General features: G+C 69.2%; 10 protein-coding genes and 1 pseudogene. 6 read left to right on the forward strand and 5 right to left on the reverse strand.

Going from position 1 to position 17,429, the window contains the following annotated elements:
* Positions 1-145 precede the first annotated feature (145 nt).
* Positions 146-1,684 (forward strand): 3-hydroxyacyl-CoA dehydrogenase, encoded by a 1,539-nt coding sequence (locus E1161_RS15785; RefSeq protein ID WP_235875056.1) that lies wholly within the window; start codon positions 146-148, stop codon positions 1,682-1,684.
* A 198-nt stretch (positions 1,685-1,882) separates the two neighbouring features.
* On the opposite strand, the gene E1161_RS15790 is transcribed toward E1161_RS15785, so the two are convergent.
* The 3 genes from E1161_RS15790 to E1161_RS15805 all read right to left on the reverse strand — a co-directional run bounded on the left by E1161_RS15790 (position 1,883) and on the right by E1161_RS15805 (position 5,884).
* Positions 1,883-2,359 carry a MarR family winged helix-turn-helix transcriptional regulator gene (locus tag E1161_RS15790; RefSeq protein WP_235875057.1) on the reverse strand — a complete coding sequence of 159 codons (477 nt, stop codon included), beginning with the start codon at positions 2,357-2,359 and terminating at the stop codon, positions 1,883-1,885.
* Between the two features lie 827 nt (positions 2,360-3,186).
* Positions 3,187-3,822, reverse strand: a complete 636-nt coding sequence (locus tag E1161_RS15800) for a 4'-phosphopantetheinyl transferase family protein (RefSeq protein ID WP_132624053.1) — start codon at positions 3,820-3,822, stop codon at positions 3,187-3,189.
* 520 nt (positions 3,823-4,342) lie between these two features.
* Positions 4,343-5,884: an FUSC family protein gene (locus tag E1161_RS15805; RefSeq protein WP_132624054.1), complete on the reverse strand. Its 1,542-nt coding sequence runs from the start codon at positions 5,882-5,884 to the stop codon at positions 4,343-4,345.
* A gap of 44 nt (positions 5,885-5,928) precedes the next feature.
* Between E1161_RS15805 and E1161_RS15810 the strand changes: the two genes are divergently transcribed.
* The 4 genes from E1161_RS15810 to E1161_RS15825 all read left to right on the forward strand — a co-directional run bounded on the left by E1161_RS15810 (position 5,929) and on the right by E1161_RS15825 (position 14,280).
* On the forward strand, positions 5,929-6,414 hold the full coding sequence (locus tag E1161_RS15810) for a MarR family winged helix-turn-helix transcriptional regulator (RefSeq protein ID WP_132624055.1): 486 nt from the start codon (positions 5,929-5,931) through the stop codon (positions 6,412-6,414).
* 154 nt (positions 6,415-6,568) lie between these two features.
* Complete coding sequence (locus E1161_RS15815) at positions 6,569-7,843, forward strand: glycosyltransferase family 87 protein (protein ID WP_235875058.1); 1,275 nt, start codon at positions 6,569-6,571, stop codon at positions 7,841-7,843.
* A gap of 430 nt (positions 7,844-8,273) precedes the next feature.
* Positions 8,274-12,836: a glutamate synthase large subunit gene (gene gltB, locus E1161_RS15820; RefSeq protein WP_132624056.1), complete on the forward strand. Its 4,563-nt coding sequence runs from the start codon at positions 8,274-8,276 to the stop codon at positions 12,834-12,836.
* Positions 12,829-14,280 (forward strand): glutamate synthase subunit beta, encoded by a 1,452-nt coding sequence (locus E1161_RS15825; RefSeq protein ID WP_132624057.1) that lies wholly within the window; start codon positions 12,829-12,831, stop codon positions 14,278-14,280. Before gltB ends, E1161_RS15825 begins: the two co-directional genes overlap by 8 nt.
* A 54-nt stretch (positions 14,281-14,334) precedes the next feature.
* On the opposite strand, the gene E1161_RS15830 is transcribed toward E1161_RS15825, so the two are convergent.
* Positions 14,335-15,285, reverse strand: a complete 951-nt coding sequence (locus tag E1161_RS15830; RefSeq protein WP_132624058.1) for a glycoside hydrolase family 43 protein — start codon at positions 15,283-15,285, stop codon at positions 14,335-14,337.
* 446 nt (positions 15,286-15,731) lie between these two features.
* Here E1161_RS15830 and E1161_RS15835 point away from each other — a divergent pair.
* Positions 15,732-16,541 (forward strand): annotated as a pseudogene (locus tag E1161_RS15835) (glycine/sarcosine N-methyltransferase); the annotation flags it as partial.
* A 74-nt stretch (positions 16,542-16,615) separates the two neighbouring features.
* Here E1161_RS15835 and E1161_RS15840 read toward each other — a convergent pair.
* Complete coding sequence (locus E1161_RS15840) at positions 16,616-17,398, reverse strand: IclR family transcriptional regulator domain-containing protein (protein WP_235875059.1); 783 nt, start codon at positions 17,396-17,398, stop codon at positions 16,616-16,618.
* Positions 17,399-17,429 lie beyond the last annotated feature (31 nt).

The raw sequence follows: 17,429 nt of genomic DNA on the forward strand, positions 1-17,429 counted from the left end.
TCGTTCCCTCGTTGGTAGCACAGCTTCAGCGCGGATCGTAAGAAGCGCCGATTATGTCGCAACGCGTCTCACCGGGGTGTGAATTCGGTATTGGACGCTCTCGGCGAGGCATGCGAAGCTGACCGGGAATCGGTGCCGTCAACGGATGGAGTCGACCATGCTGCCGGGCGAGTGGGCGGAGCGCGTGAAGACCGTGCGGGTGATCGGCACCGGTGTCATGGGGCGCGGCATCGCCCAGATCTGCGCGGCTGCCGGCATCACCGTCGAACTCGCCGATGCTCGACCGGAGGTCGTAGACACCGCGGTGGCCGAGATCGGCCGGATGTACGACAAGCTCGCGGGGAAAGGCCGCATGAGCGTCGAGGAAGCCGCTGCCGCGACGCGTCGGCTCGTCCCGATCTCCGACCCGCTGAGCGCAACCGACTGCGACCTCGTCGTCGAAGCCGTCCGGGAGGACCTCGACACCAAGCGCGAGCTCTTCGCCGAGCTCGAACGGGCTTGCCCGCAGCACACCGCGTTCGCCACCAACACCAGCTCGCTGCAGGTGACCTCGATCGCCACCGCTCTGCAGGACCCGAGCAGGCTCGCCGGTCTGCACTTCTTCAACCCCGTGCCGCTGATGCGCTTGGTCGAGGTCATCCCCGGTGCTCGCACGGCCGCTCACCTGCCGGACGCGCTCACCGCACTGGTGCGCCGGCTTGGGCACACGCCGGTGCGGGCCACCGACACGCCTGGGTTCCTGGTCAACCACGCCGGGCGCGGTCTGGTCACCGAAGCGCTGCAGGTCCTCGCCGAGGACCTGGCTACGCCGGAGGACGTCGACCGCATCGCCCGGGACGTGCTCGGGCTGAAGATGGGGCCGTTCGAACTGATGGACCTCACCGGGCTGGACGTCACGCACCCGGCGATGGAGAGCATTTTCACCGGCTACTACGGCGACCCCAGGCTGCGCCCGTCGCCGATCACCCGCGCTCGGCTGGAGGCAGGACTGCTCGGCCGCAAGACGCGGGAGGGGTTCTACCGCTACGAGGACGGCGTCAAGCAGGAACGACCCGAGGCCGTCGCACCCGGGGTGACCGGCGCGACGGTGTGGGCCGACGACACCGCGCTGCTGGAATCGCTGGCCGAGGCGGGTGTGCCGGTCGAGCGCGGTGACGAGCCGTCCTCGGCGGAGATCGTGCTGATCACGCCCTACGGGAGCAGTGCGGCCTCGGCGGCGTTGTCGGCCCGGTTGCCCGCTGAGCGCGTCTGCGGCGTGGACCCGCTGAGCAACGCCACCCGCTGCACGCTGACCGTGCACCCGGCCACCTACCCGGACGTGGCCCGTGCGGCCTGGGCGGCGCTGGCCGCCACCGGACGCGCGGTGACCATCGTGCGCGACGGCCCGGGGATGATCGCCCAGCGACTTCTCGCGGCGATCGTCAACACCAGCTGCTTCATCGCCGAGCAGCGCCTGGCCACCCCGGGTGACATCGACACCGCCGTGCGCCTCGCGCTGGGCTACCCGCGCGGACCGCTGGAGTGGGGTCAGCAGGTGGGAGCGCGCCGGGTGCTGACGATCCTGCACGCGCTGCACTCCGCCACCGGCGACCCGCGCTACCGGCCCAGCCGCTGGCTGGTCGAACGCGCCGAACTCGGCCTGGCGCTGGACGAGACCGGCACCGCGGTAACCGACGTCACCTGAGAGTGCTCAGATCCTTGCTCTGCTAGCCGGTGCGGGTGGCGGAAACCCCGGAGGAGAAGCGCAGCGGCTTCGTCGCGCCGCTCCTGATGTATGCCGGTGCACGGCGGCGCGGCACTGGTCACCGCTGAAGATCCCGCGGCGGTGCGAGCTGAGTCCCGCACCTTGCAACAGCAGCCACGCCGAATCGTTGATCGGGTTCTAGTCTTCGGGCGTGTTGGCCTCGCGCAGCGTCCGCATGGCCTGGGCCAGGGCGCGCGAGTCTTCCTGTCCCAGAGGAGTGAGGACGTGCTCGCGCAGGACCCGAGCCGCGGTCTCCCGGGCGCGGTTGGCCACGTCCAGGCCGTGGTCGGTCAGCTCGGCGTAGGTGACCCGGCGGTCGGTCTCGCTGGGTACGCGTCGGATCAGGTCGGCCTTGGCCAGTCGGTCGGCGACCTTGGTGAACCCGCCGCTGCTCAAAGCCGCCTCTCGGGCGAGCTTGGTCATCGGCATCCTGCCGTCGGGGGAGCGCACGAGCCGGAGAAGGATGTCGAGGGAGGCCATCGGCAGGCCGTACCCGTCCATGATCGCGGCGGCCAGCTTGGCGGCCGTGACGTGGTAGCCCTCGATGACCAGGCCCCACCAGGTGACGATCTCGTCGTCATCGACGGCGCTGTCCGGACCGATCGCCTCGTTCAACGCAACGCTCCTCCACTGCAGTTCGTGCCGTCCGATGTTACATGAAAGACATTTTCCGGAAAGTCGCTTGCGTGGAAGAGGTTGCTGCCTTCCTCGTGGGAGATCGACCGATGCGGTCGGGTCTCCCGCTGGACAGGGGTTCTGGCTGTGAGCAGCGCCGTCAAGGCGGCGTCAGCTACTGCTCGTCCACCGGACCGGGGACCGGTGCCGAGTCGCCACGCCCTGGCCGTCGAAGCGACGCATCCGGCGCCGAGGTGAGGCTGCGCCGAGTGCCGACTGGCCCTCGACTCGGCCATCGACAGCGGTCCGACCGGGCGCGCCAACGTCGAAGCCACCCGCTCGGTGCCGGAAGCCACCCCGGACGACGTCGTGTGGGGTGGCGCGGTGATCTTCGGTTCGCCGACGCGCTTCGGCGACATCGCCGCCAGCTCGAGCAGTACATCGACACCCTCGGCGGCGAGTGGGCGCAGGGCCGGGCTCGCCGACGAGGTCTTGCAGCGGCTTCACCCCCGGCTCGACCGCCCACGGCGGGCAGGAGCCACGCTGCTGGCGCTGCACGCCACCATCAACCACTTCGGCGGCATGGTGGTCGCACCGGGTTGCACCGACGGCGGCAGCAAGTTCGTCGACGGGAACCCCTGCGGCACCAGCCACACGACGCGCGGGGCGAGAACAAGGTCGACGACGCACCCGCGCCGCCGCGCTTGTCCAGCCCACCGCGTGGTCAAGGTCGCCCGCGCCCTGAGCGCGACCGCACCGAAACGGCTCAGGGATCGACGTCTTCCCGCTCCTCCCGCACCTCCAGGTGGCGGGAGGACGCGTTTCGGTCACCCCTCCAGCGCGATGGCGGAGAGGACGATTCCGCCGCGGACCAGCCAACGACCGCGCAAACCCGTCAGCCCGCCGGCGCTCTTGTGCAACCGGGCGGTGAAGCTGCCCGCGCCGAACTCCAGCTCCGCGTCCTCGAAACCCAGCCACTCGCCGGTCACCGGATACCAGGTCTTGTAAACCGATTCCTTGCAGCTGAACAGGATTCGGTCCCAGCAGGTGCCTGGATCGCGGACGCTGAGCTCCGCGATGTGCTCGCGCTCCTCGGGCCGCGAGACCACGTCGAGCACGCCGTCGGGAAGGGGTTCGTGCTGCTCGGCATCGATGCCCACCGAACGCAGTTGTCGGCGCCGGGCCACTGCCGCGCCGCGATAGCCGGCGCAGTGCGTGATGCTGCCGACCACCTCGGAGGGCCACTGCGGTGCACCGCGCTCGCCGCGCAGCAGCGGCACCGGCTGAACCCCCAGCGCGCGCATCGCCCGGTGTGCGCACCAGCGGCCACTGGTGAACTCGCGGCGGCGCTTGGCGACCGCCTTCTCGATCTCCACCGCTTCGGCGTCGAACAGCGTCGCCTCGGGTGGGTCGTCGAAGGTCTCGGCGGTGGCCACCACTGCGGGCAGGAGCTCCTCGATCACCCGGACAACCTAGCTCATCCGCTACCTGACCTGGGAAGACGGTGCGACGTCCCAGTGCGTGGAGCGCCGTTCACAGCCAACGACGTGCGGTCTAGCGCCATCACCGTGATCCCGTCGGTGCCACTGACGATCCGGGGCTGCGTGAAATCCTCCCGCGGGTCCTCGGCGGTGTGTCGCTTGACGCTGGTCTCCTCCCCCTCCCCTCACCACCGTGCTGAACCGTCTCCGGCGGTCGCTCCCGCATGTCCGCTGGAGCCCTCATCACCACACACCCGGAACCCTGCGCACGGGTGAGCACACAGCCGACACCAAGGTGCGCACCCGCACCGCCCCCGCGAATCGCCCATCCCCGTTGGGCTTTCAGGCTTCGTGCTGGTCATGCACGAGGGCCGCATCGGCTATGACGAGGTCCTGAACCTGCCGCGCCCGCGCGAGGTCGGCGACCCGTGGTTCGTCGCGATCGCGCGGAGCTGCTCGCCCGCCTCGGCGTCGGATGATCGATCGGTTGAGGTGGGGGTGGTCAGCTGGGCAGGGACCGCCCGGTTGGAGCCGTGGTGGCGGCCAGCAGCTGGTAGGCCTCGTGCTCGGTGTCGAGGACTTCCTGGTCGCCGTGGTGCGGGTGCAGTGGCTCGCCCGCCGCGATCTGATGCGCCTCGCGCAGCGCGAAGACCGCGCGCAGCAGGTGCTCGCGCGCGTGCGGATCGGTGGGGGAGCGCTGCAGGTCCCGAGCCGCCCGGCTGCAGTGCTCCAGCGCCGCGCGCAACCGCGTGCGTGCCTGCCTGTTGGTCAGCACCAGGCAGACCCCGACGCCCAGCAGCGCGCCGAACAACGTCATGCCGACCCGCTCGGCGACGAGTTGCAGGCGATCGGCCGACTGGTTCAAGGCTGCCAAGCACAGCGCCAGCGGGGTGGCGAAGACCAGGCCCAGCCCGTAGTTGGCCATCACCACCAGCTCCGCGGCGATCTGGCAGACCACGATCACCACCAGGATCGTCGCCGGTGAGGGATCGACCGCGAAGATGCCCAGCGCAAGCAACGATCCGGCGACGGTGCCTGCGGTGCGCTGCACCGCGCGCTGCCAGGTCGTCGCGGTGTTGTGCGACTGGAGCACGGAGCTGACCGAGACCACCGCCCAGTAGGCGTGGTCGAGCTGGAAGGTCGATGCGAGCAGCCCAGTGACCAGTGAGGCCACCGCCATCCGCAGCGCGTTGGTGCGGAACTCGGCGAGACCGGCGCGTTCGGCGACCACCGGCCGGGGCAGCGGCCGGTCCTGGGCCGGCGCCGGAACGCGACCGCGACGCATCCGCTTGGCGGCGGTGCGCAGTTGCGCGGACGCGTCGGCCGGGTGGTGCAGCAGGTGCAGCGCGTGCGCGAGATGTCCGCGCAGCAGCCGCGTCGTCGGGCGCTCACCTGCGGGCAGCGCGGTGAGCGCGTGGTGCAGGCAGGTGTGGGCTCGGCGGCGGGCGACTGCGTTCGGTGCCTCCAGGTGGTCGGCGACCGCCAGCAGTGCTTGCGCGGTCGCCAGCCGGTGCGGACCCGTCGGGTGCAGCGCACCGCCCACCATGCTGAGCGCGTAGGACAGCGCCGCTGAGGCCCCGGTGATCGCCACGACCTCGGCGAAACCGCTCCAGGTCTGAGGCGAGTACGCGGCAGCGCCTGCGGCGAAGACGAACATCAGTCCTGCGGGCGGACCCAGCCGCACCACGTCGGCCAGCAGCTTGGCCAAGGTCGCCACCAGGGTCAGGACCAGGACCTTGACCACGCCACCGGCGTCGAACGCCGAGGTCACCGCCCCGGCCGCCACGCCCGCGGTCAGGCCTGCGGCCACCACCGGCAGCAGCCACGCCCGGCGCGGGTAGGGGTCGACCCGGCAGTACAGCGAGGTGAAGGCGCCCAGCGCCGCGAACGGTGCGAGGTCCAGACGTCCTGCCACCAGCAACGCGGTGATCGGCAGGGCGTAGGAGACGCCGACTCGCAGAGCGGGTGCCAGCACTCCGCCGAAGTTCGGCGTGATGCGCAAGGCGTCCCTGGTGCGCAAGGCCTGGAGCGAGAAACCGTTCACTAGTAAAATGTTACTAGGTGTTTTACTGGTGAAGGAGTGTGACGTTGGACGTCGTCGGACGGATCCGCGATCAATGGCGCGAGCGGTACCCGGACCTGGACCTGTCTCCGATCGAAGTCATCGGGCGGGTGCGCAGGCTCGCGGCCCTGACCAACCAGCGGCACGATGCGGTCCTCGACGACCTGCGGCTGTCCCGGATGGAGCTCGAGGTGCTCAGCGCCCTGCGCCGGGCAGGCGGTGGTCTGCGCCCCAGCCAGCTCACCAGGGAGATGCTGTCGTCCGGTGCCGCCACGACCAAGCGCCTCGCGCGGCTCGAGGAGGAAGGCCTGATCACCCGCAGTCCGTCCGCCCGCGACCGGCGTGAGGTCGACGTGCGGCTCACCGATCGCGGCCGGGAGATCATGGACCGGGTCTTCCCGGCTCAGCTGGAGCGCGAGCGAGCGCTGCTGGAGCCGCTCAGCGAGGCCGAGCGGGCGCGGCTGGGTGAACTGCTGGCGAAGGTCCTGGAGCCGGTGGATCTGGTCAGCTGATCTTCGGTCGTGCCCGGCGAGGCGAATGCCGGAGCGTGCGCGAGGTGGGTTAAGGTTTTCCGGCTTCACCGGGGAAATCCCGCGGCTCGGCGAACTCGCTGTGATCGGGTGATCACGCACCACGCCCGGTGCCGCTCGGACGAGAGGACACAGGGTGGCCACGGTACGGATCGGCACCGTTCCTGATCTGGACCTCGGCGGTCTGCCCGGCCGCTTGCGCGCCTTCGTCGTGGCGAACTCGGGCGCGATCACGCTGATATCCGTTCCGCTCGTGCTGGCCTCGCTCGGTCTGCTGCTGCTCACCCCTCGCGCTGGAATCGGCGAGGAATCGGCCATCGACTACCAGGTCTACCGCTGGGCGGTGCACACTTGGCTTGCCGGCGGCGACATCATGAACACCGCGCCGACGGTGAGCATCGGCCGCGTCTTACCGTGGGTCTACCCGCCGTTCGCGCTGGCCCCGCTGGCGCCGCTGGCGCTGCTGCCCTTCAGCGCCGGTCTCATCGCGCTGTACCTGCTGGACCTGGCCGCCATCGGTGGCACGTTGTACCTGGTGACGCGGCACCTGTGGCCCGCCGTGGGCAAGCGCGGTGCGCTGGCCGTGGCCATGGTGCTGCTGCCCTGGACGCTGTTCCTGGAACCGGTCTACTCGTCCTTCGGGCTCGGCCAGGTCAACATCCTGCTGATGGGCCTGGTCATGGCCGACTGCCTAGCCGAATCACCGCGCTGGCCGCGCGGGCTGCTCATCGGGCTGGCCGCGGCCATCAAACTGACCCCGGCCGCGTTCCTGCTGTTCCTGGTCTTCCGCAAGGACTACCGCGCCGCGGTCGTCGGCGTGCTCACCGCGGCACTGGCCACACTGGCCGGTTTCGCGCTGAACTTCTCCGCGGCCGTCGAGTACTGGTTCGGCAAGGGGCCCGCGCACGGGGTGAGCGGGTCGGCGTTCCACACCAACCAGTCCATCATGGGTGCGCTGGTCCGCCTGGAGCTCCCGGCCGTCGCCCAGAACGGGCTGTGGTTCGTGCTGTCGGTCACTGCCACGATCGCGGTCGCGTTCGCCATCCGACGGGTGGAACCGGTGCTCGCGGTGTCGGCGAACGCCCTGCTGGCGCTGTTGATCTCACCGACGTCGTGGTCGGATCACTGGGTGTGGTGCGCTCCTGGCCTGCTGGTGCTGCTCGCCTTCGCCGTTCGGCGGCGCAGCTTCGCCTGGTTGGCGGTGGCCGCGTGGACGCTGGTCACGCTGCTGGCGGCGGCGTTCAACTGGATGCCCGCCGGCCCACCGTGGGACGTGGTGGCGCACCTGTTCGGGAACCCCTACACGGCGCTGGGGCTGGTCCTCGTCGTCCTGCTGGTGCGCTACGCCCGCCGTGAGCAGGTCAGCTCCGCGCCGCAGCCCTCTCCGCTGCCGGAACCGGCTGGCGTGTGAGAACGCGTTCGCATTCGGGTGATTGCGCCTGCGGCTGCGGACCGTGTACCAACAATTACGGAAAAGTGCGGGTCTGAACCGAATCCGAATGGTATGAGCTGCGATTCGGACTGCATTCGGTGCTGCGCAAGAAGATCGTGAACAACACCACTGATGGCCCCCAGCTGTCGCCTTAGGACAGATCTGTGGTGCACAATTCTCGGGCTCCCGGCCTTTGCGACAACGACGTCTCACAGTCTGAGAGCCGTCACATTTCCTTAACGTCGAGTTACCTAGCGGTAGCTTTCGAGCCGCTGGGTCTGTACAGTGCCTCAAACTGACCGAGAGTGCAACGGCGCATCCTTATTCGTCAGTGCCCCCAAAGGTTCCGCGGTTCGCAGTGGCTGAGTCATGCCCTGCTGCACGCCGCGACCTGTCGACGGGAGGTCCGATGCCCCAATCCCACCATGCAAGAAGCGTGGCGCAGCGTAGCGCCCAAGCCAGTGGTCTGTATGACCCGGCCAATGAGCACGACGCCTGCGGTGTCGCGTTCGTCGCTGACCTTCGCGGTCGGCGGAGTCACGACCTGGTTGACAAAGCACTGACAGCGTTGCGCAACCTGGAGCACCGCGGCGCCAAGGGCGCCGATCCCGAGACCGGCGACGGTGTCGGGCTGCTGACCCAGATCCCGGACGCGTTCTTCCGCGGAGTCGTGCCGTTCGAGCTCCCCGAAGCCGGTACCTACGCGGCCGGCACCGCGTTCCTGCCCGCCGACGACGCCGCCGCCGAAGAAGCCGTGGCCGTCATCGAGCGGATCGTGGCCGAGGAAGGGCTGCGTCTGCTGGGCTGGCGCGAGGTCCCCATCGCTGCGGACTGCGCGGGCACCTCGGCGCGCGAAACCATGCCGAACTTCCGGCAGCTGTTCATCGGCGCCCAGGACGGGCAGCAGGCCGAGACGGCGCTGGCGTTCGAGCGGCGGGCGTTCTGCGTGCGCAAGCGCGCCGAGCACGAAGCCGACGTGTACTTCCCGAGCCTCTCGGCGCGCACCATCGTCTACAAGGGCATGCTCACCGAAGCGCAGCTGGGCGCGTTCTACCCCGACCTGGGCGACGAGCGCTTCGCCAGCGCGATCGGCCTGGTGCACTCGCGGTTCTCCACGAACACGTTCCCGTCCTGGCCGCTGGCGCACCCGTACCGGTTCATCGCGCACAACGGTGAGATCAACACCGTCAAGGGCAACCGCAACTGGATGCGGACCCGCGAGAGCATGCTCGACACCGACCTCATCCCCGGCGAGCTCAAGCGGCTTTACCCGATCGCCTCGCCCGAGGCCAGCGACTCGGCGACCTTCGACGAGGTCCTCGAACTGCTGCACCTCGGCGGCCGGTCGCTGCCGCACTCGGTGCTGATGATGATCCCGGAGGCGTGGGAGAACCACGCCGAGATGGACCCCAAGCGCAAGGCGTTCTACGAGTTCCACAACTACCTGATGGAGCCCTGGGACGGTCCGGCGCTGGTCGCCTTCACCGACGGAACCCAGATCGGCGCCGTGCTCGACCGCAACGGTCTCCGCCCCGGTCGCTACTGGGTCACCGAGGAAGGGCTCGTCGTGCTGGCCAGCGAGGTCGGCGTGCTGGAGTTCGAGGCCGACAAGGTCGTGCGCAAGGGTCGGCTGCAGCCGGGCCGCATGTTCCTGGTCGACACCGACGCCGGCCGGATCATCGACGACGACGAGATCAAGGGCGAGCTCGCCGACGAGTACCCGTACCAGGAGTGGCTGGACGCGGGCGTCGTGCGGCTGGGCGACCTGCCCGAGCGCGAGCGCGAACTGCCCTCGCACGACTCGCTCGTGCACCGGCAGCAGGTCTTCGGCTACACCCAGGAAGAGCTGGGCGTGCTGCTGCAGCCCATGGCCACCACCGGTGCCGAGCCGATCGGCTCGATGGGCAACGACACCGGCTTCGCCGCCCTGTCGGAGCGCCCGCGGCAGCTGTTCGACTACTTCACCCAGCTGTTCGCGCAGGTCACCAACCCGCCGCTGGACGCGATCCGCGAAGAGCTGGTGACCTCGCTGGGCACCCACGTCGGACCCGAGCACAACCTGCTCGATCACGCCCCGGAAGCGTGCCACCAGCTGGTGCTGCCGTTCCCGGTGCTCGACAACGCCCAGCTCGCCAAGATCGTGCACATCAACGACGACGGTGACCGGCCTGACCTCAAGCCCGCGGTCATCGACGCCACCTACCGGGTGGCCGGTGGGGGAGCGGCGCTGCGCTCGCGGCTGGACGAGATCTGCGACGAGGTCTCCGCTGCCGTGGCCGACGGTGCGCACGTGCTCGTGGTGTCCGACCGCCAGGCCGACGCCGAGCGCGCGCCGATCCCGTCGCTCTTGGCCACCGGTGCGGTGCACCACCACCTGGTGCGGGAGAAGGACCGCACCCAGGTCGGCTTGATCGTCGAGGCTGGCGACGTCCGCGAAGTGCACCATGTCGCTCTTCTCATCGGTTACGGGGCCGCTGCTGTTAACCCCTACGTGGCGATGGCCACTGTCGAGGATCTCGTCACCACGGGCGTCATCAAGGGAACCGAGGCCGAGCAGGCCACCGCGAACCTGATCAAGGCGCTGGGCAAGGGTGTCCGCAAGACCATGTCCAAGATGGGCGTGTCCACTGTGGCCTCCTACACCGGTGCGCAGATCTTCGAGGCCATCGGCTTGGGCGAAGAGGTCGTGCAGCGCTGCTTCACCGGCACCACCTCCCGCCTCGGCGGCGTCGGCTTCGACGTGCTGGCCGCGGAGGTCGCCGAACGGCACCGTCGGGCCTACCCGGTCGACGGCGTGCAGGCGCCGCACCGCACGCTCGCCGTGGGCGGCGAGTACCAATGGCGCCGCGAGGGCGAACCGCACCTGTTCAACCCCAAGACGGTGTTCAAGCTCCAGCACTCCACGCGCTCCGGGCGCTACGAGGTCTTCAAGGAGTACACCCAGGCCGTCGACGACCAGTCGCGCGACCTGATGACGCTGCGCGGGTTGTTCAAGTTCCGCGACGGCGTGCGCAAGCCCATTCCGGTGGAGGAGGTCGAGCCCGTCTCGTCCATCGTCAAGCGCTTCGCCACCGGCGCCATCTCCTACGGGTCGATCTCGCAGGAGATGCACGAGACGCTGGCGATCGCCATGAACCGGCTGGGCGGCAAGTCCAACACCGGTGAGGGCGGCGAGGACGCCGACCGGTTCACCCCGGACGCCAACGGTGACTCGCGGCGCTCGGCGATCAAGCAGGTCGCCTCCGGTCGTTTCGGCGTGACCAGCGAATACCTGGTCAACGCCGACGACATCCAGATCAAGATGGCCCAGGGCGCCAAGCCCGGTGAGGGCGGGCAGCTGCCCGGTGGCAAGGTCTACCCGTGGGTGGCCAAGACGCGGCACTCCACGCCGGGCGTAGGGTTGATCTCTCCGCCGCCGCACCACGACATCTACTCGATCGAGGACCTGGCGCAGCTGATCCACGACTTGAAGAACGCCAACCCCCAGGCGCGCATTCACGTCAAGCTGGTCAGCGAGGTCGGCGTCGGCACGGTCGCGGCGGGCGTGTCCAAGGCGCACGCCGACGTGGTGCTGATCTCCGGTCACGACGGTGGCACCGGTGCTTCGCCGTTATCGTCGATCAAGCACGCTGGCGGTCCCTGGGAGCTGGGCCTGGCCGAGACGCAGCAGACGCTGCTGGCCAACGACCTGCGCGACCGGATCGTGGTGCAGACCGACGGTCAGCTCAAGACCGGTCGTGACGTCGTGATCGCCGCACTGCTCGGTGCTGAGGAGTACGGCTTCGCCACCGCACCGCTGGTGGTCTCGGGTTGCATCATGATGCGGGTCTGCCACCTCGACACCTGCCCGGTGGGCGTGGCCACGCAGAACCCGAAGCTGCGCGAGAAGTTCTCCGGCAAGGCCGAGTACGTGGTGAACTTCTTCGAGTTCATCGCGCAGGAAGTGCGGGAGTACCTGGCGGAGCTGGGATTCCGCTCCCTGGAGGAGGCCATCGGGCACGCCGACCTGCTCGACACCTCCGAGGCGGTGCGGCACTGGAAGACCCAGGGACTGGACCTCGCGCCGATCACCCACGTCCCGGAGCTGCCCGCGGGCGCACCGCTGCACCAGACCACCGAGCAGGACCACGGTCTGGAGAAGGCGCTGGACAACACGCTGATCCAGTTGTCCGAAGGCGCGCTCAAGGAAGGCACTCCGGTCCGCCTGGACCTGCCGGTGCGCAACGTCAACCGGACCGTGGGCACCATGCTCGGCTCCGAGCTGACCCGGCGCTGGGGCGGCGAGGGCCTGCCGGACGACACCATCGACGTGACCTTCACCGGTTCCGCAGGGCAGTCCTTCGGCGCGTTCGTCCCGCGGGGCATCACCCTGCGGCTGATGGGCGACGGCAACGACTACGTCGGCAAGGGCCTCTCCGGTGGCCGGATCGTGGTCCGGCCCGACGCGAAGGCGCCGTTCGTGGCCGAGCAGAACATCATCGCGGGCAACGTGCTGCTCTACGGTGCGACCAGCGGTGAGCTGTTCGTCCGCGGCATCGTCGGCGAGCGGTTCTGCGTCCGCAACTCCGGTGCGATCGCCGTCGTCGAAGGCGTCGGCGACCACGGCTGCGAGTACATGACCGGTGGTCGTGCGGTGATCCTCGGCACGACCGGCCGCAACTTCGCCGCCGGCATGTCCGGCGGCATCGCTTACGTGCTCGACGTCGACCCCAAGCGGATCAACCCCGAGATGGTCGACCTGGAAGCGCTGGACGACGAAGACCGCGAGTTCCTGCACGACCGGGTGCGCAGGCACTACGAGCAGACCGAGTCGGCGGTGGCCCGCGAGCTGCTGGCCGACTGGGACACCGCGGTCGAGCGGTTCGGCAAAGTCATGCCTCGCGACTTCAAGCGGGTGCTGGAGGCGCGGAGCGCAGCCGAACGCGAAGGGCGCGACGTCAACGAGGCGATCATGGAGGCGGCTCATGGCTGATCCCAAGGGGTTCATGACGACGCCGCGGGAGACTCCGCAGCGTCGCCCGGTGGACGTGCGCATCAAGGACTGGCGCGAGGTCTACATGGAATTCGAGCAGCCGCGGCTGGCCAAGCAGGCCGGCCGCTGCATGGACTGCGGGATTCCGTTCTGCCACCAGGGTTGTCCGCTGGGCAACCTGATTCCCGAGTGGAACGACCTGGTGTGGCGGGACGACTGGGAGTCCGCGATCGAGCGGTTGCACGCGACCAACAACTTCCCGGAGTTCACCGGGACGTTGTGCCCCGCGCCGTGTGAAGCCGCGTGCGTCGTCGGCATCAACAGCGATCCGGTGAGCATCAAGCAGGTCGAGATCTCCATCATCGACAAGGCTTGGGAAGCCGGGTACGTCAAGCCGCAGCTGCCCGCGAAGCAGACCGGCAAGAAGGTCGCCGTCATCGGTTCCGGCCCGGCCGGTCTCGCCGCCGCGCAGCAGTTGACGCGCGTGGGCCACAGCGTCGTGGTCTACGAGCGGGCTGACCGCATCGGCGGACTCCTGCGTTACGGCATCCCCGAGTTCAAGATGGAGAAGGGTCGGCTCGACCGGAGGCTCGGCCAGATGCGCGCCGAGGGCACCGAGTTCCGCACCGGGGTGAACGTCGGCGTCGACGTCACCGTGGAGCAGCTGCGCGCCGACTACGACGCGGTGGTGCTCGCCGGTGGGGCCACCCAGGCCCGCGACCTGCCCGCCACGGGCCGGGAGCTGGACGGCGTGCACCAGGCGATGGAGTACCTGCCGCTGGCGAACAAGGTGCAGGAGGGCGACTTCGAGCGCTCGCCGATCCACGCTGAGGGCAAGCACGTCGTGGTCATCGGCGGTGGCGACACCGGTGCCGACTGCGTCGGCACCGCGCACCGCCAGGGTGCGGCCTCGGTGACGCAGCTGGAGATCATGCCGCAGCCGCCGGCGGAACGCTCCGAGGCGCACCCGTGGCCGACCTACCCGATGCTCTACCGGGTCACCTCCGCCCACGAGGAGGGTGGCGAGCGGCTGTACTCGGTCAACACCCAGGAGTTCGTGGGCGATGACCAGGGCCGCTTGCAGTCGCTGCGGTTGGTCGAGGTCCAGCGCACCGACTCCGGTTTCGAGCCGGTGGCGGGCACCGAGCGGGAGATCCCGGCGCAGCTGGTGCTGCTCGCTATGGGCTTCGTCGGTCCGGAGAAGCACGGTCTGCTGGAGGACCTGGGCGTGGAACTCGACGCGCGTGGCAACGTCGCCCGCGACGAGAACTTCATGTCCAGCGTGGACGGCGTGTTCAGCGCGGGTGACATGGGTCGCGGCCAGTCGCTGATCGTGTGGGCCATCTCCGAGGGCCGCTCGGCGGCCGCCGGAGTGGACCGCTACCTCGTCGGCCGGGACGTGCTGCCGGCTCCGATCGAGCCGACCGAACGCCCGATGGTCTGAGTTCATGAGCGTGAGGCGGTGCCCGCTTTCGGCCGGGCACCGCTTCTCGCGTTCTCAGTCCGGGACCGGCACGCCGAAGTCCGGCGATCCGTCGTTCTTCCACTCGAACGTCTGCAGCCGGGCGTGCCGGTTGGTGTCGCCGACCTCGGCGTCGTACGGGCGCGCGTGGTAGACGAGCACGTCTGTGCCGTCCTCGGCGACGGTGAAGCTGTTGTGCCCCGGCCCGTACTGGCCGGTCTCGGCGTTGGTGACGAACACCGGCTCCGGGTTCTTCTCCCACGACGCGGCGTCGAGCAGGTCCGCGTCGGCGGACGCGGTCAGAAGGCCCAGGCAGTAGTTGCTGTCGGTGGCGCTGGCTGAGAACGTCAGGAACACCTTGCCGTGGAGGACGAGCGGCGCCGGCCCCTCGTTGACCCGGAACCCGCGGGTCTCCCAGTCGTGGGTCGGCATCGACAGGCGCACGTGTTCGTCGCCCAGCGTCCACGGATCGTCCATAGGAGCGAGGTAGAGGTTCGAGCTGGTCTCGACACCGGGTTCGCGCTGCGCCCAGGCCAGGTAGCGAACCCCTCGGTGCTCGAAGGTCGTGGCGTCGAGGGCGAAGGTGTCCCACGGGGTGCGGATGCGCCCTCGTTCCACCCAGGTTCCGGCCAGGGGATCGGGGTGGGAGTTCTCCAGCACGTACATCCGGACCGACTGGATGTCCTCGGAACTGCCCGCAGCGAAGTAGACGTACCAGCGTCCGTCGACGTGGTGCAGTTCCGGCGCCCAGATGTGCCTGCTCATCTCCCCGCTGTCGTGCTTGCACCAGAGCAGGTGTTCCTCGGCCGCGCCCAGCCCCCGCAACGTCGCCGATCTGCGCAGCACGACGCTGTCGTAGGTCGGGACCGTCGCGGTGAAGTAGTAGGTGCCGTCGGTGTGGCGGAAGATGTGCGGATCCGCACGTCTGAGCGCCAGCGGGTTCTCGAAGTGCGTGGGCGAACTCCAGGCCGTGGTGTTGCCGGTCATGGTGAGCGCTCCGGTGGCCAGTGCCCCGGAAAGCAAGGTTCTGCGGGAGGGAGCTGATCGTTGTCGCACTGTGCTCACCGTCCTTCGAATGCGGCCGGGGCGGACCGATTTTCGCACCTCGGCGTGGCATTCGAGATCACTAGGGTACCCCGTTCCGGGGAGGCTGGGAATTCGCCCAGCGACCGCCGGGTTCGGTGGGCGAACCGGAACGGAGGCGTGGACCCACCAGCCGAGCACCGGGGTGATCTCGCGTGAACGCACTGGTCGAAGCGCTCTTCTTCGCCGCGTTCCTCCAACTCCCCGCGGTGGTTTCGCCGGGCTGGGCTGACAACGGGGTCTTGCCGTCCGGATCTATCCGACTAGCGTCGGGTGCATCGGAATTCCGCTGCTGAATTCGGCGATCGCGCGCGCCGCACCACTGTCGAACGATGTGAGGAAAAGGGAGCATGACCGAGAACGTCCTGACCGGAATTCGTGAGCAGTCTTTCGGCGACGATCCGATCGAAGTCCGCGAAACCGACCACTACACCCAGGAATACGTGGGCGGCATGGTCGACAAGTGGGACGACCTGATCGATTGGGAGCGCCGCGCCGCGGGGGAGGGCCGGTTCTTCGTCGACCAGCTCAAGGCCCGCGGAGTGCGCAGCGTGCTGGACGTGGCGACCGGAACCGGGTTCCACTCCGTCCAGCTCATCGAGGCCGGGTTCGAGACCGTCAGCGCCGACGGCAGCCCGCAGATGCTGGCCAAGGCGTTCCGCAACGGCATGGACAACGGTGGCCACCTGCTGCGCGTGGTCAACGCCGACTGGCGCTGGCTCAACCGCGACGTGCACGGTGAGTTCGATGCCGTCATCTGCCTGGGCAACTCGTTCACGCACCTGTTCAGCGAGCACGACCGTCGCAAGGCGCTCGCCGAGTTCTACGCGATGCTCAAGCACGACGGCGTGCTGATCATCGATCAGCGCAACTACGACGCCCTGCTGGACGGCAAGACCGGCGGGAAGAGCAGCTACTACTACTGCGGAACCGAGGTCGAAGCGGTGCCCGACCACGTCGACGACGGCTTGGCCCGGTACCGCTACGAGTTCCCCGACGGGAGCGCGTACCACTTGAACATGTATCCGCTGCGCAGGGAGTACCTGCGCGGGCTGCTGCACGACGTCGGGTTCCAGCGCATCGACACCTTCGGCGACTTCCAGGAGAACCCGGTCGAGGAGCCCGACTTCTACATCCACGTCGCGGAGAAGACCTACGTCGAGGGCCCCGACGCCTGAGGGTCCTGCTCCTAGACCCGCCACGGGGACGCCCGGCGCGGCCCGGAAACCGGTGTTCAGCGGTTTCCGGGCCGCACCCGCAGGTCGGCCTCGATGCGTGCCGCCGTGCGCGCCAGCAGCGGCACGATCTCGCGCTGGACGCCTTCCTCGGTGGAGCTGTGCTTGTACAGGGAGACGTTGACCGCGGCGAAAACCCTGCCGTCGGCATCGCGGACCGGGACCGCCACGCCGCGCAGCCCTTCCTCCAACCCGTCGTCGGCGATCACGAATCCGTGCCTGCGCACCGCAGCGAGCTCCGCGAGCAGCTCTTGGCGGGTCGTGACCGTGTGCGGGGTGACCGGTGCCAGTTCGACCGACCGGAGGCTGGCCTCCAGCCGCTCCGGAGGGACGGCGGCCAGCAGCACCTTGCCCATCGAGGTCGCGTGCGCGGGGAACCGGGTGCCGACCGGGATGGTCACCGACAGCAGCTTCGGACTCGGCACCTGAGCGATGTAGCGAATCTCGGTGCCCTCCAGCACCGCCATCGCGGTCATCTCCCGGACCTGCCGGGTCAGGTCCTGCAGGTGCGGCTCGGCGATCTGCGGCAGCGAACGGCTGGTGAGGTAAGCGTGGCCGAACTCCAGCACCTGGGGGGTCAGCGCGTAGCGGCGGTCATTCTGCTGCACGTAGCCGAGCTCCACCAGGGTGAGCAGGATGCGCCGGGCCCCGGCCCTGTCCAGGTCCGCGGCCTGGGCGACCTCAGTCAGCGACAGCTCGGCCCGCTCCGCGGTGAACGCCCGCAGCACGGACATGGTCCGCTCGACTGCGCGGACGAAGTGCTCTCCACGCTGTTGCGGCACGACACCTCCCGACTCGCTTCCTGCGAAGCCT

Origin of the sequence: Saccharopolyspora aridisoli, assembly GCF_004348445.1 — a bacterium.
GTDB lineage: Bacteria > Actinomycetota > Actinomycetes > Mycobacteriales > Pseudonocardiaceae > Saccharopolyspora > Saccharopolyspora aridisoli.